Origin of the sequence: Frankia nepalensis, from assembly GCF_016786325.1 — a bacterium.
Classification (GTDB): Bacteria; Actinomycetota; Actinomycetes; order Frankiales; family Frankiaceae; genus Pseudofrankia; species Pseudofrankia nepalensis.
In genome coordinates this window covers 63630-83566 of the sequence record NZ_JADWYU010000084.1, presented here as the reverse complement: position 1 = coordinate 83566, position 19937 = coordinate 63630, and the positions used below count along the sequence as shown (strand labels likewise).

At 71.8% G+C, this 19937-nt stretch carries 21 protein-coding genes and 1 tRNA gene; 11 read left to right on the top strand and 11 right to left on the bottom strand.

The annotated features are described in order from the left end of the window. The first annotated feature begins 92 nt into the window (after positions 1-92). A complete protein-coding gene (locus I6A81_RS04590; RefSeq protein WP_307874472.1) occupies positions 93-1268 on the top strand; it encodes a transcriptional regulator in 1176 nt (391 codons plus the stop codon). Positions 1269-1338: 70 nt separating this feature from the next. Here I6A81_RS04590 and I6A81_RS04585 read toward each other — a convergent pair whose 3' ends face one another. From I6A81_RS04585 to I6A81_RS04575, 3 genes are all read right to left on the bottom strand, one after another. Next, positions 1339-2085 carry an MBL fold metallo-hydrolase gene (locus I6A81_RS04585; RefSeq protein WP_203001112.1) on the bottom strand — a complete coding sequence of 249 codons (747 nt, stop codon included), beginning with the start codon at positions 2083-2085 and terminating at the stop codon, positions 1339-1341. Then, entirely contained in the window at positions 2082-3026 is a 945-nt protein-coding gene (gene murI, locus I6A81_RS04580; RefSeq protein ID WP_203001110.1) for a glutamate racemase, read from the bottom strand. The genes I6A81_RS04585 and murI overlap by 4 nt, the downstream gene beginning before the upstream one ends. 706 nt (positions 3027-3732) lie before the next feature. Beyond that, positions 3733-4374, bottom strand: coding sequence for a hypothetical protein (locus I6A81_RS04575; protein WP_203001108.1), 642 nt, complete (start codon positions 4372-4374; stop codon positions 3733-3735). Positions 4375-5400: 1026 nt separating this feature from the next. Here I6A81_RS04575 and I6A81_RS04570 point away from each other — a divergent pair. From I6A81_RS04570 to I6A81_RS04560, 3 genes are all read left to right on the top strand, one after another. Next, positions 5401-5481, top strand: a tRNA-Leu gene (locus I6A81_RS04570). 371 nt (positions 5482-5852) lie between these two features. Then, positions 5853-6314 carry a GNAT family N-acetyltransferase gene (locus I6A81_RS04565; protein ID WP_203001106.1) on the top strand — a complete coding sequence of 154 codons (462 nt, stop codon included), beginning with the start codon at positions 5853-5855 and terminating at the stop codon, positions 6312-6314. Positions 6315-6681: 367 nt separating this feature from the next. Beyond that, a complete protein-coding gene (locus tag I6A81_RS04560) occupies positions 6682-7602 on the top strand; it encodes a 1-aminocyclopropane-1-carboxylate deaminase/D-cysteine desulfhydrase (protein WP_307874471.1) in 921 nt (306 codons plus the stop codon). A gap of 327 nt (positions 7603-7929) precedes the next feature. Here I6A81_RS04560 and I6A81_RS04555 read toward each other — a convergent pair whose 3' ends face one another. The 3 genes from I6A81_RS04555 to I6A81_RS04545 form a co-directional block, all read right to left on the bottom strand. Continuing rightward, entirely contained in the window at positions 7930-8898 is a 969-nt protein-coding gene (locus I6A81_RS04555) for an ADP-ribosylglycohydrolase family protein (protein ID WP_203001102.1), read from the bottom strand. Positions 8899-9147: 249 nt separating this feature from the next. Then, entirely contained in the window at positions 9148-10095 is a 948-nt protein-coding gene (locus tag I6A81_RS04550) for a PLP-dependent cysteine synthase family protein (RefSeq protein WP_203001100.1), read from the bottom strand. Positions 10096-10118: 23 nt separating this feature from the next. Further along, positions 10119-10391, bottom strand: coding sequence for a MoaD/ThiS family protein (locus I6A81_RS04545; protein WP_203001098.1), 273 nt, complete (start codon positions 10389-10391; stop codon positions 10119-10121). Here I6A81_RS04545 and I6A81_RS04540 point away from each other — a divergent pair. Further along, the gene (locus I6A81_RS04540) at positions 10390-10689 is read left to right on the top strand and encodes a hypothetical protein (protein WP_203001096.1); all 300 of its coding nucleotides are present in this window, start codon (positions 10390-10392) and stop codon (positions 10687-10689) included. The two genes, I6A81_RS04545 and I6A81_RS04540, sit on opposite strands and share 2 nt — an antisense overlap. Here the strand turns inward: I6A81_RS04540 and I6A81_RS44695 are convergent. From I6A81_RS44695 to I6A81_RS04520, 5 genes are all read right to left on the bottom strand, one after another. After that, positions 10674-10796, bottom strand: a complete 123-nt coding sequence (locus I6A81_RS44695; protein ID WP_285222642.1) for a hypothetical protein — start codon at positions 10794-10796, stop codon at positions 10674-10676. The genes I6A81_RS04540 and I6A81_RS44695 overlap by 16 nt on opposite strands. A gap of 211 nt (positions 10797-11007) precedes the next feature. After that, positions 11008-11412, bottom strand: a complete 405-nt coding sequence (locus I6A81_RS04535; protein ID WP_203001094.1) for a Mov34/MPN/PAD-1 family protein — start codon at positions 11410-11412, stop codon at positions 11008-11010. Positions 11413-11465: 53 nt separating this feature from the next. Further along, the gene (locus tag I6A81_RS04530; RefSeq protein ID WP_203001092.1) at positions 11466-12056 is read right to left on the bottom strand and encodes a DUF2017 domain-containing protein; all 591 of its coding nucleotides are present in this window, start codon (positions 12054-12056) and stop codon (positions 11466-11468) included. Between the two features lie 62 nt (positions 12057-12118). After that, entirely contained in the window at positions 12119-12409 is a 291-nt protein-coding gene (gene clpS / locus I6A81_RS44690; RefSeq protein ID WP_203001090.1) for an ATP-dependent Clp protease adapter ClpS, read from the bottom strand. 312 nt (positions 12410-12721) lie between these two features. Next, positions 12722-13399, bottom strand: a complete 678-nt coding sequence (locus I6A81_RS04520) for an NUDIX hydrolase (RefSeq protein ID WP_307874476.1) — start codon at positions 13397-13399, stop codon at positions 12722-12724. Between the two features lie 250 nt (positions 13400-13649). Here I6A81_RS04520 and I6A81_RS04515 point away from each other — a divergent pair, with 250 nt between their 5' ends. The 6 genes from I6A81_RS04515 (at position 13650) to I6A81_RS04490 (ending at position 19933) form a co-directional block, all read left to right on the top strand. Next, entirely contained in the window at positions 13650-14999 is a 1350-nt protein-coding gene (locus tag I6A81_RS04515) for a nicotinate phosphoribosyltransferase (protein WP_238428498.1), read from the top strand. Positions 15000-15570: 571 nt separating this feature from the next. Continuing rightward, the gene (locus I6A81_RS04510) at positions 15571-15765 is read left to right on the top strand and encodes a hypothetical protein (protein WP_203001089.1); all 195 of its coding nucleotides are present in this window, start codon (positions 15571-15573) and stop codon (positions 15763-15765) included. 204 nt (positions 15766-15969) lie between these two features. After that, positions 15970-17463, top strand: a complete 1494-nt coding sequence (locus tag I6A81_RS04505) for a helix-turn-helix domain-containing protein (protein ID WP_203001087.1) — start codon at positions 15970-15972, stop codon at positions 17461-17463. Continuing rightward, on the top strand, positions 17464-18507 hold the full coding sequence (locus I6A81_RS04500) for an NAD-dependent epimerase/dehydratase family protein (RefSeq protein ID WP_203001085.1): 1044 nt from the start codon (positions 17464-17466) through the stop codon (positions 18505-18507). It begins immediately after the preceding gene. Positions 18508-18587: 80 nt separating this feature from the next. Continuing rightward, positions 18588-19145, top strand: coding sequence for a hypothetical protein (locus I6A81_RS04495; RefSeq protein WP_203001083.1), 558 nt, complete (start codon positions 18588-18590; stop codon positions 19143-19145). 215 nt (positions 19146-19360) lie between these two features. Beyond that, entirely contained in the window at positions 19361-19933 is a 573-nt protein-coding gene (locus tag I6A81_RS04490; protein ID WP_203001081.1) for a hypothetical protein, read from the top strand. Positions 19934-19937: the final 4 nt, after the last annotated feature.

Sequence of the window (19937 nt, the reverse complement as noted above, 5' to 3'; positions counted from 1 at the left end):
GGGAACGACGCGGGAACCGGGGCCGGGAAGACCATCGCCGCCGCCACCGGGGTCAGCCGATGGATCTCGGGCGGCCGGCGAAGGGAGATCGCGTGACGGTCGACGGCCCGCCACACGCGCTGACCGACAGCGAGCGCGCATGGCTGCGAGTTCGTGACCAGCTGAAACGTCACCGCCACGAGCTCGCCGTGGCGGCAGCCGGCCAGTACCCGGCGGCGACGCACGTCGCCGGTACGCCGCTGCTCGCCGACCCGCGCTGGCTGCCCCCGGTTCCGATCGACCTGTCCGAGGTCGACCTCCAGCTCGTCCCCGATCGGCCCGCCGGCGGCCTGACCGGCAGGGAGCCGGTTTCCGAGGCCATGCGCCCGCTGCGCCGGGACGGCTCCCGCCATGACACCTACGCGGCCGCGGTCGCGACGCTGGCACCCCCGGCCGTGTTCGCGAACCTGCCGACCTACCGGCTTCTGGAAGCCGACCTCGCGGGTGGGCGGGGCCGGATGGTGTTCCGGCTGGGCCGCTACTTCGACGGCCTGAACGTGGGCGAGGCGTGCGCCCACGAGTACGCCGCCCACGTCCTCGAGGGCGGCGGGCAGCCGTTGCGCGCCGCGGTCGGCGATCCGCGCGATCTCACCCGTAGAGCGGCGAACCTCGCCATCAGCACGCTGACGCTGCGGCTGGACCGCGCCGCCGGCACCGCCACGTTCCTGCTGCACCTGCGCGACCCGGCCAAGGTCGGCCATGCCGGTGGCCTCTACCAGGTCATCCCGGCCGGCATCTTCCAGCCCGCCGGCCCGGCGCCGTGGAACGAGCGCAACGACTTCGACCTGTGGCGGTCCATGGTCCGCGAGTTCGCCGAGGAGCTGGGCGGGGAGCCGGAGGGGCACGGCAGCGACCTCGCGCCGGTCGACTACGCCGCCTGGCCGTTCGCCGCCCGGCTCACCCGGGCCCGCGCCGAGGGCGGGGTCCGGGTGCGCGTCCTCGGCATGGGCACCGACCCGCTCACGTTCGCGACCGATCTGCTCACCGTCGCGGTGTTCGACGCTCCGACGTTCGACGCGGTCTTCGGAGCGCGTGTCGACGCCAACGACGAGGGCCAGGTCCTGTCCGCGCTGGATGGCGCCACCGGGACCGGGATCGCCTTCGACCAGGCCAACGTCGACCGCCTCACCCGGCGGGAGCCGATGCAGGCCGCCGGCGCCGCCCTCCTGGCCCTGGCCTGGCGACACCGCGGCGTGCTGCTACGCGACGACCCCGCCCAGACCGGCTAGGCGGCCGCTCACCCCGGCGTGACCGGGCCGGGGAGGTCCGACCCGCGAATGACCTGTGTGCGCGGGGTGGTCAGACCTCGTAGCTGGCGCCGGGCGTGGCGAGGCTGAGCTGGCCGCGGAAGGTGGAGGCGGCTTCCTCCTGACTGCGGGCCGCGTCGCCCCAGGGAACCAAGTGGGTGACGACGAGCTGGCCGACGCCGGCGGCCTCGGCGTGCTGACCCGCTTCGCGGCCGGTCAGGTGCAGGTCCGGCGGGTTGTCCTCGTGGTCGAGGAAGGCGGCCTCGCAGAGGAAGAGATCGCTGTCCTTCGCGAGCCGGACGAGCTTCTCGCAGGGGCCGGTGTCACCGGAGTAGGTCAGCACCTTGCCGTCGGCGCTGATCCGCACGCCATAGGCCTCGACCGGGTGGGCGACCCGGGCCAGATCGATCAGGAACGGCCCGATATGGACACGACCCGGGCCGATCGTCTGGAAGTCGTAGATGTCGGCGAGCGAGTCGTCGGGCCAGCGCTCGAAGGCGCCACACAGCCGTTCCCGGGTGTTGATCGGCCCATAGACGGGCAGCTTGGGAGGCATGCCCTGGGGGTGGTAACGGCGCGCATAGCTCTGCACGACGAGATCCAAACAGTGGTCGCCATGCAGGTGGCTGAGCAGCACCGCGTCGACGTCCCGCAGGTCGCAGTGCCGCTGCAGCTCGCCCATCGAGCCGTTGCCGGCGTCCAGGACGAGCCGGAACCCGCCGGACTCGACCAGATAGGAGGAGCACGCGGAGCTTGGTCCGGGATAGGTCCCGGAGCAGCCCAGAATGGTGAGTTTCACCGACGCACCGCCTCAGCCGTCGCCGTCGCTGTCGCCAGGACCGCCGCCATCTCGCCGCCCTCGTCCGCTTCCCGGGTGTTCACCGCCATGCTCACGGGCAAAGGCTGTTGCGCGCCACTGGTGTCCGCGTCACGGGTACCGCCGCCGACCGGCTGGCCGGGAAGCACGGCTCCCAGCTCCGGGCCGAGGAACCGGCGGCCGACCCGGGTGAACGAGCGGGGATCGCCAGTGGCGAGGAACCGGTGGGCGGGTGCGGGCAGGTCCGGGTCACGGAACAACCCACCGCGTGCCAACACTCGGTAGGTGTCCTTGGCGGTTTCCTCAGCGCTACTCACCAGCGTCACCCCTTCCCCCATAACGAGGCTGATAACCCCAGTCAGCAGCGGATAATGGGTACATCCGAGGATCAGGGTGTCGACGCCCGCTTCCTGTAGCGGCGCCAGGTATGCCTCGGTCAGGCCGAGCAGCTGCCGGCCCGCCGTCGTACCGCGTTCGACGAAGTCGACGAACGCGGGGCAGGCAACGCTCGTCAGGGTCACCCCCGCGGCGGCGACCGCGTCGTCGTAGGCGCGGCTGGTGATCGTCGCGCTCGTCCCGATCACGCCGACCCGCCCGCTCCGGCTGGCGGCCACCGCGCGGCGGGCGGCCGGGAGGACGACCTCGACCACCGGAACGTCGTAACGCTCCCGGGCATCGCGCAGGCAGGCCGCGCTGGCCGTGTTGCACGCGATCACGAGGAGCTTGACGCCATCGGCGACCAGCGTGTCCATGGCGGCGAGCGCGAGCCGGCGGATCTCGGCGATCGGCCGCGGGCCGTACGGGGCGTGCGCGGTATCGCCGAAGTACAGGAGCGGCTCATGCGGCAGCTGGTCGAGGATGGCCCTGGCCACCGTCAGACCGCCTACGCCACTGTCGAACACCCCTATCGGCGCGTCGCTCATGAAGGCAAAGACTAAGCCGGAACCGCTGGACACACCCTGTGGGTGTCGTCACCAGCCGATTGCCGAACCGCGGACATCCGGGTAGATCGTCCACGAGTGCCCGGATCTTGCCTGATATGCGTCCAACGTGATAGTGGGCACGCCACGGCAAGGAAGACGCCGAAGTCGACAGTTCCTCGAACGAACTGCGTACCCAGGCGTTGTCGCCCCCTCACACGACCATACGGTCCGCGAACCCCGGCTCCCCTTCGAGGGCGACATCGCCGCCGATGAGCCCTTCCGTGCCGAAATGGCGACCATACGGAGTGTCATCCGGCAAGGACCGGTCTCAGGGTGTAGCCTGGGAACTGCCTGTAATCGATCAGTGACTATCAGCTATCGAGCAGGTAGGTTGAGGACGCGGCTGAGGTGTCCGGGCCGATCCATCCGTCCCCGGGCCGTGACACCCCAGCCGCATCCCTCGTCCCGATTCGTCGCCCGGCGACGGCCACAGGTGCCTTCGCCGGGCGGATCGGCGCTCGGCTGCGGCAGAGTGCGCGATAGGTGTCACCCCCAGCAACAAAGCCCGGCTGCCTACCCCTTGGCGGCGTCAAAGCGCTTTCGCGCCGCCGAGGTGCTCCAGGCAGCCGCTAGGCCGGCTTATTCGGCTGATTTCGCCCACAAAGTCGCCCACCCGCCCGTTAGAGCGAAATTGGATCGCGGCGGATCAACCGGTCGGAACCAGCTCACGGCGCCGCGAGCGCGCGCCCGCGGCGAGCCAGGCCCCGTAGGTCTGCTCGGCCAGCAGCCAGGCCGTGCCCGCCGTCGGCCGCCCGGCCGGAGAATCCGCCGCGGTGACGACCTCGGGGCCGGGCCAGCGGGTGACCAGCCCTACCCCGCGGACCGCCGCGGCGACGAGCACCGCCGCGTCCACCCGACGGTCACCGCTGACCACCCAACGACGCGCGTGAGGCGCGAACCGGTCGGCGACCCACACATGCCGGGTCTGCGCGGGACCGACCGCCGGCACTACCACCGCGTCCAGGACAACCGGCGGCTCCAGGAGGCGCCCGATCCCGGCCGCCGACCGTTCGACCACGCCCTCGGGCAGCGGACACGTCTCGACCCACGGAACGGGGTCACCGACGAGGACTCCCGAGGGAAGGCGCTCGAGCCGGCGCAGCAGATGCGGATAGCACAGCGCTCTCAACCCGAACCGCGCCCTTCGCGCGTGCTCGCCGGCTTCCACGCGGAACACCGCATCGACCAACCGGCCATCGAGCAGGACCCTGACCACCTCCCTTTCAGGAAACAGGAGGTTCATCAGGTCGCCGTCGAGAAGCGCACCGTACCTGCCCGCTCGCCGCACCGGGATCCCTCCCTCTGGTCCACCGGCAGGCCCGCCCAGAGCACCACGTGATGGTGTCATCGCGACTCCCGCCTCTCAGGCCGCCGCCCGTCGCTTCACCGCGCCGGCGGTCGCCGGAGCGGGTGCTACCTGTCCTACCGAGCCCTCATCAAAGGCCGGCCGATACTGACGGCTGGCGCGTGGGCCAAGCCGGCGGCCGGGCTCTGGAACGACGATCCGTGCCCGCTCGACGAGCGCGCATCGAGCGCTCGCGAAGCGGCGGCACGTCGTCCCCGCGCCTCGCCCACCAGCCGACCCTCACCCCGGCCAAGCCGGACCTTTGTGGCCTCTGACGCGAAGGTTGCCAGCCACGTTGCACCCAGCAGCGTGTCACACCGCGCCAGGACTACTGAGAAGCCACCGAACGTTTCGGCGGCGCGTCGCCAGCCACGCGCCGTAACCAGCGCCGGGGAGTTCGACGGCCGCCGCCGCGACCGGGGTACTTCTCACGGATCTTGGCGTGGCCAGTTCGATCGCCGGTCCGCGCACGCTTCTGACGATCAAGGACCATGGCGAGTCGGAGCTACCTTCACGATCGACAATTCTGTGCACTATTCGGCGACTTCTGTCCGCTTTGTCCCCCTGACTTCAGGGGGTCAACGCACAGATCTGACAGATCAACCGGGTGGACCGGGTCCGGACGCGCCAAAGATCGCCAGTTGTGTGCACGGATCGGCGCTTGGACACAGGACGTCCCGCACGCCCAAGGACCCAGAAACGCCACAACCTGAGGCGCCACGGCCACCTGACCATGATCGGCCGACACCGCCACGGACCAACCATGTCAGCCGATCGCTTCCGATCGCCACAGCGGTCATGATCTTAATGCGATGACCGAGCGCCGAACCCTGAGATCTCCCCACTGCGCCCCAGCGAGACCGACCGTCGAGCAGGATGCCGGCGGGCGCCCCGGCCCGTGCCGGCAGGGCGCACGCCACTGACCATCCGCGCCCACGGCCCACTCCTCGATCGATAGGCTGGAGGCACGCGGGAGTGGCGGAATGGCAGACGCAGCAGACTTAGGATCTGCCGCCCTAGGGCGTGGGGGTTCAAGTCCCCCCTCCCGCACACCTTGCCTACCAGGCGTTTTGCGCCTGAAGCGATCCACCGCCGCGGCCGTTGAAGATCCACGTGGAATACGTCTTCGATGGTCGACGGGACGTCTCCGACCCCTGCCGAACGACCGCGAACGAGACCGCGGCACGCGCGACCGGCCGAAGCCACCAAGGTCGAGACATTGAGATCTTCGCTGGCTCGTCCGCCCGTGTCTGTGGGCGTTCGCTGGTCCAGGTCACGTGGCCGACGGCGTTCACGGACGCCCGTGGTCGCACGCCATTGTTCGCTGGCTGCCACAGAGCAGGCGGCGGCGCCGGGGGGCAGGCAAGCAGTTGCGTCAGAGGGCGTTGACTCGTCAGCGCCTTGCTGCTCATATAGTCGTCGTGGAGATCGTCGGGATGACCGAGGAGTACGCGGCGAATATCGTCACGTGGCGTTATCCTCCGCCGTACGACTGCTATGATCTTGTTGGCACAGAACCCGCGTTCTTCACAGATCCCCAAAACGGGTACGTCGCCCTGGTGGATGAGGGCAAGCTCATCGGCTATCGGACTTTTGGTGCTGACGGCCGTGTTCCAGGTGGCGAGTACGACGAGTGTGCCCTGGACACGGGTGGAGGCCTGCGTCCCGAGCTGACGGGCCTTGGTCTTGGAAGACAGGCAATCGCAATCGGCCTGGAGTACGGTGCCGCATGTTTCCGCCCCACGGCCTTTCGGGTGACTCTAGCCAGCTTCAACATCCGTGCCCAGCGGGTGTTTCGGGGACTGGGGTTCGCGCCGACCGCGACGTTCAACGCCACAACGGACGGCCGCGGCTTTGTCATCCTAAGCCGCCAGCAGCCTTAGATCTGACGGGCCAATAGTGTGGAGTTGCTCGCTCGGTGGGGACGCTGTCGTCATTGACCGCGGGCGGTGGCGCTTACGGCCGCCCAGGGCCGCATGCGCAAGTCCGCCAAACCACCGAGCGGCTCGGCGGCCGCGTAGGCGAGCGAAGCACGCGCCTTGATCCTCTAAAGAGCGCAATTCGGCAGGCAGCCTATGCGGCCTATGCGGCCGCGGGCCACAGCGACGCGGCGCCGGCGGCCCGCCCGGTCCGAGCTGCGCCGTAGCACGACATTCAGGCTCAGTCATGCGGCGGGCCGTGGAACTTGCTTGGATGATTGGCGCCGGGGTGCCCGTCATGGCTGGCGGTGCCGGGTGGCACGCTTCGCAGGTGGGCACGCAGGCGGGGGGACACAAGCCAGAGCTTGAGTTGCCGTCGCCGGTGGCCGAGCTGCTGGACGACCGGCTGGGCGCGGTGCGGCTGCTGCTCAAGCGGGACGACCTGATCCACCCCGACTTCCCGGGCAACAAGTGGCGGAAGTTGGCCGGCAACCTGGCCGTGGCCGCCGAGCAGGGCGCAGAGACGCTGTTGACCTTCGGCGGGGCGTACTCGAATCACATCGCGGCGACCGCGGCAGCCGGTTGGCACTTCGGCTTCCGCACGGTCGGCGTGATCCGAGGAGAGGAGCACCTGCCGCTCAATCCGGTTCTCGCCCACGCGACCGAGCAGCACGGGATGCGACTGACCTACCTCGACCGGACCCGCTACCGGGCCAAGCGAGACCCGGGCCTGCTCGCCGAACTGGCCGCCGAGTTCGGCCCGTTCTACCTGCTCCCCGAAGGCGGCAGCAACGAACTGGCGGTCGCTGGCTGCGCCCAGCTGGCGACCGAGCTCGTCGGCCAGGTCCCCGACGTCGACGTAGTCGTCTGCCCGGTCGGCACCGGCGGCACCCTCGCGGGCCTCGCCGGTGGGCTGGGTCCGGACCGACAGGCGGTCGGGGTCTCCGTGCTCAAGGGCGGCGGCTTCCTTGCTGACGAAGTCGCCGCTTTCCAGCGCGCCGCATTCGGCTACACAACCGCCAACTGGCGGATCGCCGAGGAGTTCCACTTCGGCGGCTTCGCCCGCCGCACGCCGATACTGGACGCCTTCATCGACGACTTCGCCGGCCGACACGGCCTGCTCCTGGACTGGGTGTACGTCGCGAAAATGATGTACGGCTTGTTCGCGATGGTCGCGGATGGGCGGATCTCGGCGGGCTCGACCATCGTCGCGGTCATCACCGGTCGGCGCGAGGACGTCGTCAGACCTTGAGGTGGTACTCGCGGGCCGTGCGCGCGGACACCGCCCTGTTGACCCAGGTCAGGGTCCAGCCTCCGTCGTTGACCTTGAAGTCCTGTCATAGCTGATCGTTTGGCGCGAGATCTCGCGGAATAGGCTGGCAGTCGAGACCGACTTTTCGCGGGGTTTGCGGGGCATGTGGAGGCGCGGAAACGCTGGTAGCGCGTCTTGATCTTGGACGAGACCTTCCTAGATCTGCCGCCCTAGGACCTGGGTTCACATCCCGCGCCCGGACACGGGTGGGCCGGACCTCATGGCTAAGGCATTAGGGATCGGTCCGATGGCTGTGCGCGGAGGGTTTTACGTCGGGAGCGGACGCGCTCGCAGTTCGGCCAGGCCGTCCGCGAGGGTTCTCACGGAGTCCGGTGGTGGGAGCAGGACATGCCTGTTCCAGGTCAGCTCGGCGCATATCTGGTCGGAGGTGCGCCCGCGGGCGAGAATGCCGCCGACCAGGGCGGCGACCGTGTCCGTATCCCCGCCGAGGCCCACGGCCGTCAGCATCGCCGATTCCAGCGTCGACGTGGCGCTGACGCAATGCAGCACGGCACCGACGGTCTCCAGCGGATCAAGGCTGACGCCCGTGGTGGGCGGTGTCCACGCGCCCTGATCGATCGCCCGGATCAGTTCCTCCAACGAGGCGTTCATTCCGGCTTTTCGCAGCGCCGACGCCTCCGCCAGCGCCACCGCCAGAAGGGCCCGCCCGTCAACGCCCTCGATCGCCCAGGACGCGCATGCGGCGACGACGCACGCGGCGGCCTGTGCGTCAGGGCTGGGATGGGTCGCCGAGGACAGCGTGACGACCCACCGGCGGCGCAGCTCGGCGGCGTCCGCGGGGGTCGCCCAACCGGCCGGCAGAGCCCGCATCGCCGCGCCGTTGGTCCGGCCGCCCTCCGCTGGCAATTGACCGGACCGCTGGAAGTGCCGGATTGCCGCGACCGTGCTGGGTCCAAGTCCAAAGATCGACTCGGCTCGCCCGGCCAGCGTCCGCAGCAGATCGGCCGGGTCGCCCGCCCCGCCGCACGCGATCAGATGCTCCGCCACGAGCAGGGTCAGGGCGGTGTCGTCGGACGTGCCGCCGCGCGGCCACCGCGCACGAGCCGGGATCTCGATCGCGCGATCCGGCTCCGCCGCCCCCGGCGCTGATCCTTCCCACGGAAGTCCGAAGGCGTCACCACAGGCATACGCCGTCAGCGCCCCCGCGATCGCCGGGCCGGCCGGCGGTCGCCCCGTCCCACCGGCATCATCTCCGTCACGACCCCGCGCGGTCACCCTTGAAGCGCCCCAGTCATGATCACAGTGTATGGAAACAGGCTTTCCCGGTTGTTCGACTCCGGCTATTGGCCGCTTTCCAACACCGAAAGACGGCTCTGAAGGCCACCGGAGGACGTGGCGAACGCCCGGATCGGCCGGCGCGCCGCTCCTCGACCAGCGTGTCGCGGCCGACCAGCTCGACGGGGACGGACCCGGCACCGCCGGGAGCCCCGGCGGCACCGGTCAGGCGGTCAGGCGGTCAGGCGGTCAGGCCCAGAGCTGGCCTTCGAGGGCGGCTTCGGCCTCCTCGAGGGTGCCGGCGTACGCGCCGGTGGACAGGTACTTCCAGCCGCCGTCACAGACGATGAAGGCGATGTCGGCGCGCTTGCCGTCCTTCACCGCCTTGTCCGCCTGGGCGAGGGCGGCGTGCAGGATCGCGCCGGTGGAGATGCCGGCGAAGATGCCCTCCTCGGTGACCAGCTCGCGGGTGCGCCGCAGCGCCTCGCGCGGGCCGACCGAGTAGCGCGACGTCAGCACCGACGGGTCGTAGAGCTCGGGCACGAAGCCCTCGTCGATGTTGCGCAGGCCGTAGACGAGCTCGCCGTAGCGCGGCTCGGCGGCGACGACCGTGATGCCCGGGACTTGCTCCTTGAGGTAGCGGCCGGTGCCCATCAGCGTGCCGGTGGTGCCGAGGCCGGCGACGAAGTGGGTGATGCTCGGCAGGTCCTCGAGGATCTCGGGCCCGGTCGTCTCGTAGTGCGCCTGCGCGTTCGCCGGGTTGCCGTACTGGTAGAGCATCACCCAGTCGGGATGTTCCGCCGCGAGGCGCTTGGCCACCGCGACCGCCTCGTTCGAGCCGCCGGCCGCCGGCGAGAAGATGATCTCGGCGCCCCACATCGTCAGCAGCTGGCGGCGCTCGACCGAGGTGTTCTCGGGCATGACGCAGATCAGGCGGTAGCCCCGCTGGCTGCAGACCATGGCCAGCGAGATCCCGGTGTTGCCGGACGTCGGCTCGAGCACGGTCGCGCCGGGGCTGAGGACGCCGCGCTTCTCGGCGTCCTGCACCATCCACAGCGCCGCCCGGTCCTTGATCGAGCCGGTCGGGTTGTTCTGCTCCAGCTTGGCCCACAGCCGGACGTCCGCGGACGGCGACAGCCTCGGCAGGCCGACCAGAGGGGTCCGGCCCACCGAGCTCACCAGGGAGTCGTAACGCATGATCTGCTACCGCCGACTTCCGATCAGCCGCCGGCGACGGCGGGGAGAATAGTCACGTTGTCGCCGTCGGAGAGCTTGGCGTCGAGGCCACCGAGGAAGCGGACGTCCTCGTCGTTGATGTAGACGTTCACGAAACGGTGCAGCCCCTCGTCGGCGACGAGGCGGCCGCGCAGCCCGGCGTGGCGGGTGTCGAGGTCCTCGAACAGCGCGCCCAGGGTCTCACCCGCGCCCTCCACGACCTTCGAACCGCCGGTGTAGTTGCGCAGGATGGTCGGCACGCGGACCTGGACTGCCATGGTGCTCCTCGTCTCCCTCGGTTTCGTGTCGCGCCCTTCGCCCGGCGGGCGACGGCGGCGCGCCCGGCGCATCCGGGCGCGAAACGTGTTCGTCTCGACCAAGTCCATGCTCGCGGCCGGGCCGGTCGGGCTGGCCGGCCCCGCGAGCAGTCTCCAGTGTTTCAGGCTTCACAGCGTCCGCGCGCGCGTCCATGAGCATGGCCGCGCCTCCGGGGGCCGCATCGGCTACAACGCCGGCCACGCCGCGAGCGCTTCCCGACGGCGCGCGGGCAGCGAAGAAGATCAGCGGATGTCGTGACAGCGGGTGTCGTGACAGCGCGCGTCGTGACAGCGGGCGCTGGCGACCCGGAGCAGGTCGACGTGCAGGCGCGCGAACAGGCGCAGCTCCGGGATGCCCTCGGCCATCGCGGCGCGGACCTTCCAGATCGCCGACCTCCCAGATCGGCTACGCCGATCCGGCAGGGACCCTGTCGCCGATCCGGAAGGAACCCCGGGCCGCGTCGGGTGGCGGGGGGCGGTCATAGCAACCATCGTTGCACAGATGTGACACCGGCTCCGAGCACAACCGCTGTGACCCCGCGCCGAAGACGGCCGCTGGCCGGAGGCGACGGCACCCTCAGCCGATCTCGACCGGCTCCTCGGTGACCGCGCCGTCGATGATCCGGAACGAGCGGAACTCGGTCACGTCGGGCTCACGGGTGGAGACCAGCACATAGTGCGCACCGGGCTCGGAGGCGTAGGAGATGTCGGTCCTCGACGGGTAAGCCTCGGTCGCGGTATGCGAGTGATAGATCACGACAGGCTCCTCGTCCCGGTCGTCCATCTCCCGCCAGACCTTCAGCTGCTCCATCGAGTCGAACCGGTAGAAGGTCGGCGACCGCTCCGCGTTCTCCATCGCGATGAAACGGACCGGGTTGTCCGAGCCGGCGGGACCGGCGACCACGCCGCATGCCTCGTCCGGGTGGTCACGCCGGGCATGGTCGATGATCGCCTGGTGGAGGGCAGGGTCGATGCGCAGCACGCCGACCACCGTATGAGATGCCCGGCCTTCGAGGTGCCGGTCGGTGGAGGGCGTCAGTAGAGAGCGCGGATGAGGTTGTCCACCAGGGCCGTGAGCAGCTCGTACATCTGGATGACCGGGAGACGCTCGTCGTCGGGCGTCAGCTCGCCGAGCTCGTCGAAGTAGCGCTCGTCGGTGATGCCGAGCCTGGTGCCAAGGACCAGCCGCAGGTCGTTGAGCGTGGTCAGCCAGTCCTGCGCCGCTTCGTCGTCGAGGAGCAGCACCTCGCCGGGGGCGGGCACGGTCGCGAGCACCCGGTGGGCCGCCGCCCGCTTGTGCGCCAGCGCGTCGTCGGTGCGGCGGCGGCGGAAGTCCCCGGAGGCCAACGGGTCCTCCGGGTACGGGTCGGGCAGGAGCCGGGCCAGCGCCGGGTCGTCCGGCGGCGGCGGGGCGGTGTCGCGCAGGCCGACCAGGGCTTCCAGCGGGTCGTCCACCGGCGGCGGCTCGAGCATTCCGTCCATCAGCCGCACGAGCTCGGTGAGCAGCGTCCCCTCCCAGCGGGGCAGCCGCAGCTCGACCCCCTTGCGGGTCCGCCGGAAACAGTTACCGAACCCTCTGTACAACTCGTCCGCCACGTCCCCGTCGTCGTCCCGCGGTGCGCTCATACCGGCGTCGCACATCCATCCCAGCTCGTATGGCCCTGTCGGCGCGCCCCCGCCGCGCACGGCTAATCCTGGCGGACGGTCGCCCAGAGGCCGTAGGTGTGCAGGCGCGCGGCGTCGCGCTCCATCTCGTCGCGGGTGCCGCTGCTGACGGAGGCCCGGCCCTTGTGATGGACGTCGAGCATGAGTTTGCGCGCCGTTGCCCGGTCATAGCCGAACAGCTTCTGGAAGACATACGCGACGTACGACATCAGGTTGATCGGGTCGTTCCAGACGACCGTGACCCAGGGCCGGTCGTCGCTGAGCGCCTCATCGATCTCCTCGATGTCGGCGGGTGAGACGGTGGTGGCAGTCACGGTGCCTATTGTTACGCATTCCACGGACCTCTTCCCGTCGGGCACCGGCCACACTCGGAAGTCGGCCACGACGGGGCCTGGCCCGGCCACGCTTCCTGTCCCAGCGGCCATCCCCGCCCCCAGGGGCCCGGCGGGAGCCGGGCGCGCCCACCGCCGCCGGCCCGCGGCGCGGCCCGCCGGGACGAACCGCGCCGGGTCATTCCGCCCTCGGCCGGTTCCCGCCCGGACGGGCGGCTTCGCGGTCCCGTCGATCCGCCCCTGCCCGTCACCCCGCCGGCTGACCGGCGCGCGGGAACGCGCCGGTGCCGACGCCTATACCGAGCGGCGCAGGAGCGGGGGGTGCAGAGCGGTGGCGGTGCCCCGGCGGTAGAGCTGGGCGGGGCGCCCGCCGCCGCGCGGCGAGCTGACGGCGCCGACCGGGACGACGAAGTCCGGCGTGGACAGCACCTTACGGCGGAAGTTCGGCGGGTCGAGGCCGACGCCCCAGGCAGCTTCGTAGACCCGGCGCAGATCGGCGAGGGTGAACGGCTCCTCGCAGAACGCGGCCGCCATCGGCGTGTACTCCAGCTTCGAGCGGGCCCGCTCGACGCCGTCCGCGACGATGCGCGGGTGGTCGAACGCCAGCGTCGGCCCGTCCGGGGGGCCCAGGTCCTCGACCGGCCACCAGCGCGCCTGCTGGCCGCGTTGCCCGGGGCCGGGCTGGGGCAGGTTCGGCAGCAGCGCCAGGTAGGCGACGCTGACCACGCGGGTGCGCGGGTCGCGGCCCGGGTCGCCGTAGGTGTAGAGCTGCTCCAGGTGGCCGGCGGTCGTCACGCCGGTCTCCTCGGTGAGCTGGCGGCGCGCCGAGGAGTCCAGGTCCTCGTCGGCGCCGACGAAGCCGCCGGGCAGCGCCCAGTAGTCCTCGAACGGGGCCTCGTTTCGCTGGATGACCAGCACGCACAGCCGCCCAGCCCGCAGCGTGAGCAGCACGACGTCCACGCTCACGCTGATGCTCGGGACGCCCGGCGCGCCCGCTGGGCCGCGCCGCGCCCCGGCGACGCTGCCTTCACCGCGGGTCGACGCTCGGCTCACAGATCTAGCTTCTCGCACCCGGCCCGCCCCGGACGGCGCGGGTTACGCGGCTGTTGGGTGCGTGCCGGGGCGCGCCGCGCCGGACACGCCGAACGGCGCGTTGGCACGGTTGCCACCATTTCGGACTTTTGCCGCGCGCCGGGTCGCGCGCGTCCCTAGGCTGGTCCGGATGTCCACGGCGCTTCTCACTGACCACTATGAGCTGACCATGCTCCGCGCGGCTCTGCGGTCCGGCGCGGCGCATCGGCGCGTCACCTTCGAGGTGTTCGCCCGGTCGCTGCCGCCCGGTCGCCGCTACGGCGTGGTCGCCGGCACCGGCCGGCTGTTGGCGGCGCTCGCCGACTTCCGGTTCGGGCCGGACGAGCTGGCGCTGCTCACCGGCACCGGCGTCATCGACGCCGCCACCGCCGGCTGGCTGGCCGGCTACCGCTTCCGCGGCGACATCCGCGGCTTCGCCGAGGGCGAGCCCTTCCTGCCCGGCGCGCCGGTGCTGGCGGTCGAGGGCACGTTCGCCGAGTGCGTGCTGCTGGAGACGCTGACGCTGTCGGTGCTCAACCACGACAGCGCGATCGCCGCGGCCGGTGCCCGGATGGTGCAGGCCGCCGCCGGCCGGCCGGTGATCGAGATGGGCTCCCGGCGCACGCACGAGGAGGCCGCGGTCGCCGCCGCCCGGGCGGCCTACCTGGTCGGCTTCGACGCCACGTCCAATCTGGAGGCGGCCAGGCGCTGGGGAGTGCCGACCACCGGCACCGCGGCGCACGCCTTCACGCTCGCGCACCCGACCGAACACGACGCGTTCGCCGCCCAGGTCGCCGCCCTCGGCGTCGACACGACGCTGCTGGTCGACACCTACGACACCCGGGAGGGCATCTCCACGGCGGTCGCCGCCGCCGGCCCCGGCCTCGGCGCCGTCCGGATCGACAGCGGCGACCTCGCCGCCGGCGTGCGCGCGGCCCGCGCGCAGCTGGACGCGCTGGGCGCCACGGGAACCCGCGTCGTCGTCACCGGCGACCTCGACGAGCACAGCATCGCCCGGCTCGCCCGCGTCCCCGCCGCCGGCTACGGCGTCGGCACCAGCCTGGTCACCGGGTCCGGCGCGCCCACCGCCGGCTTCGTGTACAAGCTCGTCGAGGTCGACGGCCGGCCGGTCGCGAAGTCCTCGGTCGGCAAGGCCACCCGCGGCGGGCGCAAGGACGTGCTGCGCCGGCACGACGCCGACGGGATCGCCGTCGCCGACCTGGTGCTGCCCGCGGGGTCGACCGACGGACCCGTGCCCGTCGAGCTCGACGGCCCGGCGCCCGCGCCGGGCCGGCCGGCGGGCACCAGCCGCGACCGGCCGCTGATGGCGCCGCTGGTCCGCGGCGGCATCCTGGCCGACGCCACGCTGGCCGGCCCGGAGGGCCTGCGCCGGGCCAGGGACCACCATCGGGCCGCCCTCGCAGACCTGCCCGCGCACGCCCGCGACGTCACCTTCGGTCACCCCTGCATCCCGGTCATCACAGCCCTGACCCACCCATAACGTCCCACCTCCGCCAAAACCGGACCACAACCACAACCACAGGCACGGCCCGACCCCAGGTCCTCGGTCCCGCGCCGCGGGCCGGTGCCGGTGCCGGTGCCGGTGCCGGTGCCGGTGAAGTGTCCGCGGTAGCGCGGTCCCTGGCTCGCGTTCTGGCGGACACTTCGGGGCCGCCGCTCACGGACGGGTGGCCAGCGGCCGGCGAACGTCGCTGGGTACGGCCCCGACAGCCCGGCTCTGGCCGGCCCGTTGGTGTGGGGCCCGGACGCGCCAGGCCGGGCCAGCGCGGATGCCGGGGTGTCCTGGAATGCCAACGGGCACAGGTAAGCCGGCCGCGTTGGCGCCGGTTGCCGCCGGTGGAGCACACAGGCAGATCACGCCCAACGAGTCCCGGCTATGTCGAAAGCCAACCGGGATCGGGCAGGCTAGGACGTGCGCGAGCGCACCGGACGTGGGCTGATGAACGGGTCAGACCATTCGAGCCCCGTCCGTTCACCGCCCCCCGGAGCCGAGCGGAGCCCCGGCTCCGGGCGGCGCGGATGGGGGGCAGTCGGCGTGCGATCGTGACTGTGTGCAAGGTAACTATGCGGGGGTTTTCCTGCTGGTCGTCGGCGGAGCGCTGTTCGCCCTTCTGGTACTCGGCGGCCGGGCAGGCAGAGGCCTGGTGCGGGAGATCTGGGGCCGGATGGGCCTGCTGCGGTGGATCGCGGTGGCAATCGTGATCATCGCCTTCCTCGACCTCGCGGACGGCGTCTCGAACGGATAAGACAACGAAATAACAACAACATGGCCGTTTTGTGCGACGGAAAGACATCGATCGACCAACTGTCGGACGGCCGACAGATGGAACCGCTGGGCGTTTTCCGCCTTCGGCGCCGGCCGGAGAGGCTTTGCTCCGGTGAAGGGTGCCAAATGCCCCACTAGCTAGGCTTACGTCCTGTAATGCCGCTTCGACCCGAGAGGAAGCCGGGTGACCGGTCAGTCCTGGCTTTGGACGCCTCCAAGGCCGACCCCCGCGCCCGTCGGGGTCGGCCAGCTGCTCCGGGCCTATAGACAGGCACATGGCCTCACCCAGCAGCAGCTCGCCGACCAGCTGGGTTTCGACCAGTCCTACGTGTCCAAGGTCGAAAGTGGCCGACGTGCGATCCATGACATCTCGACGCTGCGTCACATCGCCCGCCACCTCGACCTCGCCCCGGAGGATGTCGGCCTCGCGCCGGGCGCGCTGGCCGACCGGCGGCGCGAGATCGGCCGGGACACCCTCGCCGAGCAGGCGACCGCCAGCCAGCGCGCGTGGCGGGTCACCAGGGACACCCTCAACCGCAACCGGATCAAGCTCGCGAAGGCCGCGGCGGGGCTCTACCCGGACACCTACCGCCTGCTCGGCTCGGGCCTGCTGACCCGGTCGGACTGGACCTGGCAGCGCCCGCTGGACATCTCCGAGATCGGGCTGCGCTGGTCCGACGAGCTCGCGGAGCCGACCATCACGGGCGGCGAGCCGGAGACCGACGGCGCGCGCCCGCTGATCGCCGACGGCGGCCCGTTCGTGCGCTACCAGCGCTACACCCGCGCGATGCGCGACCTGGACCGGCCAACCCTGTTCGAGAACCGGCTGAGCTTCCGGCTGCTGGACGTCACGCGAGACGACCGGGGCGTGGGCGGCGACGCCGGGCGCCCGGTGCTCACCTTCGGCCACACCACCTATTTCGACGCCGTCGACGTCTGCGAGACCGTGGCGCACGAGACCGCCACGGCGATGATGGCGGGCGGGCTGTCCTGGCCGGCCCTCCCGTTCCGCCGCCGCATCGGCGACCCGTTCGACCTCGCCGCCCGGCCCGTGCTGCCGTCGATCAACACGCTGACCATCCGGGCGGACCGCGACTCGGCCAGCTTCCTGCTGCACCGGCGCAGCGCGGGCTCGGTGGCCACCGCCGGCGGCGTCTACCACGTGATCCCCGCGGGGGTCTTCCAGCCGTCCGGGATCACGCCGTTCCACCACCGCGCCGATTTCGACCTGTGGCGCAACATCATGCGCGAGCTGTCCGAGGAGCTGCTCGGCAACACCGAGCACGACGGCAACTCTTCCAACCCGATCGACTACGAGGCCGACGAGCCGTTCCGCGCCTTCGAGCAGGCCCGCAACGACGGCCGGATACAGATCTCCTGCTTCGGGGTGGGGCTGGACGCGCTCACGCTGTTCAGCGAGATCCTCACCGTCGTCGTCATCGAGGCCGACGCCTTCGACGCCATGTTCGCGGAGATGGTCCACAGCAACGCGGAGGGCTCCGTGGTCTCCGCCGGCCCGAACCATCCCGTCGCCGACGGCATCCCGTTCACCTACGCCACCCTGCGCCGGCTGGTCGACAGCGAGCCACTGGCGCCCGCCGCCGCCGCCTGCCTGGAGCTCGCCTGGCGCCACCGCGAGCTGCTGCTGCCGGGGCTGCGGCTGCGAGCGGCGTCCTGAGTGCGACCCCACGGGGGCGGCTCGCGGGTCCTGGTCACCGGAGCGGGCGGGTTCATCGGCGGCGTGCTCGCCGACCTGCTGGCGGCGCGCGGCCACCGGGTCACCGCGCTGGTGCGCGGGCACGGCCCCGTGCGAGGCGGGCACGCGCTGGCCGGTGACGTCGAGGTCGTGACCGCGGACCTGCTCGACCCGCGCTCGCTGGCCGCGGCCCGCGTCGACCGGGGCTTCGACGCCGTCTGCCACCTCGCCGCGCTGACCAGGGTCCGCCAGTCCCGCGACGAGCCGCTGCGCTACTTCGAGACCAACGTCACCGGCACCATCAACCTGCTCGCCGCGCTCGACCGGGGATTCGACGCCAGCGGCCGGGCGCCAACCGTGGTCCTCGGCTCCACCGCGGCGGTCTACGGCGACCCGGACGCGGGCCCGATCCCGGAGTCCCGGCCGCCCGACCCGCGCCACCCGTACGGGGCGTCGAAGCTCGCCGCCGAGCAGGTCATCGCCCACCAGGCGGCGACCGGGCGGATCGGCGCGGTCGTGCTGCGCTCGTTCAACGTCGCCGGGGCCGCGCCCGGGCACGTGGACCGCGACGCGACCAGGATCATCCCGGCGGCGCTGCGGGTCGCGGCCGGCGAGGCCGACGCCTTCCGGATCAACGGCGACGGCGCGTCGCTGCGCGAGTACGTGCACGTCGACGACGTCGCGGCGGCCTACGCGCTGGCGCTGGAGGCCACGCGGCCAGGCGACCGGCGGGTCTACAACGTCGGCAGCGGGACGGGGGTGAGCGTCAACGACGTGCTCGCCGCCGTGGAGCGGGTGACCGGTCGCCCGGTGCGCCGCGTCAGCGGGCCGCCGGTGGCCGAGCCACGGGCGCTCGTCGTCGACAGCCACCGCATCCGCGCCGAGCTGGGCTGGGAGCCTCGCCGGTCGGCGCTCGACCGGATCATCACCGACGCCTGGCGCTGGTCGCACCAGCCGACGGTCGAGGCGGCGGCGAACGGGGGGCCGCCGAGCCGGACGGATGTGACAAATACCGCACCCCTATGACGTGAGGGCCTTGGACCGTCACGGGCCGCGACCGTGAGTCTGGACGATGTCCGGGTAGCGCCGACGGAAGCGGGTCCCAGATGGCTGACTGCCCCTGGCAGCGCGCGGAATCCAAAGATCAGGACTTCGCGGGTGGCCCGGGCCGTCCGCTCCACGTCTACGACCACGAGGGCACGCACCTGGGCTCCTTCGCCGCCTGGGAGACCGCCCACGAGTGGGCCCACCTGCAGGTGGCCCTGACCAGCCTGCCCGGGCCGCTCGAGATCGAGGACCGCCGCCGGGGCACGCGCCGCCGCGTCTGGGCCGACCACTGCGAGCCCTTCCCCGCCGCCGCCCCGCACACCGGCGCCCAGCACATTGGTGCCCCGCACACGGACACCCAGCACACCGCCGCCCACGCACGGGACACGCACACGCTGGAAACCCACGCGCGGGACACCGACACCGCCGCCCGCGCCGGCGGCCCCCGCGCGCGAGCCACGACGCCCACCCCGCCGGGCCTGCTGACGACGGCCCCCGAGGAGGATCCGGCCGCGGGCGCCAAGCCGCGGCGCTCCACCGCGACGGTCACGATGACGACGGCCACCACTGCAACACCGGGCGGTTTCACCCCACCCAGGCCGCGCGACCCGAGCTGAGCCGCCCCGCTCGAGCCGGCGGTTGAGCCGGCAGTCGTCACCGCGATATGTCTCCCGGCCCCCCAAGGGCACACATCGCCAGCTCCGCACACTAATCTGGCGTCTAACGGCTGGCGATCTCTTCGCGTGTTCACGCGTGTCGGAGATCGCCTTGGCGGAAACGGACGGGGTGCGCCCGCCCGGCTTCCGGATGAACAGGTTCCTGGGGGAACACAGTGGACGAACAGAGCGCTGGCGCGACCGGGTCGCGTTCCACCTCGCGGCTCGTGGTGGACGTCGTCCGGGCGCTGCGGGGCTGGGTGGTGATCGCGGCTGGCGTCGTCCTGCTGCTGAGCTGCTACCTGGGGGTGTCGGCCGAGACCGAGGCCGGGCTCCAGTTGCCCTACCTGGTATCGGGTGGGTTCGGCGGGCTCGCGGCGGTGCTCATCGGCAGCGCCTTGCTCATCGCCGACCGGATCGAGTCGTCGCGGGCCGGCCAGGTCACGGCCGCGCAGGCGCGGCTGGCCGAGCAGGTCGACGACCTGCACGCGCTGGTCGTGGCGGCCACCCAGGGGGCACCCGCCGTCCCGGCCCCGGCCGCGCCCTCGCTGGCGAAGCCCGCCGCCCAGGAGCCCGCGGAGCCGGTCGTCGACGACGGCTCGGTCTACGCGGTGCCCGGCGGGCGCACCTTCCACCGGCCTGGCTGCGACCTGCTGGCCGGCAAGGCCGCGCAGCGGGTCGAGGCGTCGCAGGTGAGCGGGCGCGGCCTGTCGCCGTGCTCGGTCTGCGCGCCGGTCCCGGTCGCCTAGTCCG

What these genes read in the sequence shown, in the direction of transcription:
- murI (WP_203001110.1), bottom strand. Translation starts at nt 3,026, where the DNA reads ATGAGCGACGCGCCGATAGGGGTGTTCGACAGTGGCGTAGGCGGTCTG.
- I6A81_RS04550 (WP_203001100.1), bottom strand. Translation starts at nt 10,095, where the DNA reads ATGCGTTACGACTCCCTGGTGAGCTCGGTGGGCCGGACCCCTCTGGTC.
- I6A81_RS04540 (WP_203001096.1), top strand. Translation starts at nt 10,390, where the DNA reads ATGGTGCTCCTCGTCTCCCTCGGTTTCGTGTCGCGCCCTTCGCCCGGC.
- I6A81_RS04545 (WP_203001098.1), bottom strand. Translation starts at nt 10,391, where the DNA reads ATGGCAGTCCAGGTCCGCGTGCCGACCATCCTGCGCAACTACACCGGC.
- I6A81_RS44695 (WP_285222642.1), bottom strand. Translation starts at nt 10,796, where the DNA reads ATGGCCGAGGGCATCCCGGAGCTGCGCCTGTTCGCGCGCCTGCACGTC.
- I6A81_RS04530 (WP_203001092.1), bottom strand. Translation starts at nt 12,056, where the DNA reads ATGAGCGCACCGCGGGACGACGACGGGGACGTGGCGGACGAGTTGTAC.
- I6A81_RS04515 (WP_238428498.1), top strand. Translation starts at nt 13,650, where the DNA reads ATGTCCACGGCGCTTCTCACTGACCACTATGAGCTGACCATGCTCCGC.
- I6A81_RS04495 (WP_203001083.1), top strand. Translation starts at nt 18,588, where the DNA reads ATGGCTGACTGCCCCTGGCAGCGCGCGGAATCCAAAGATCAGGACTTC.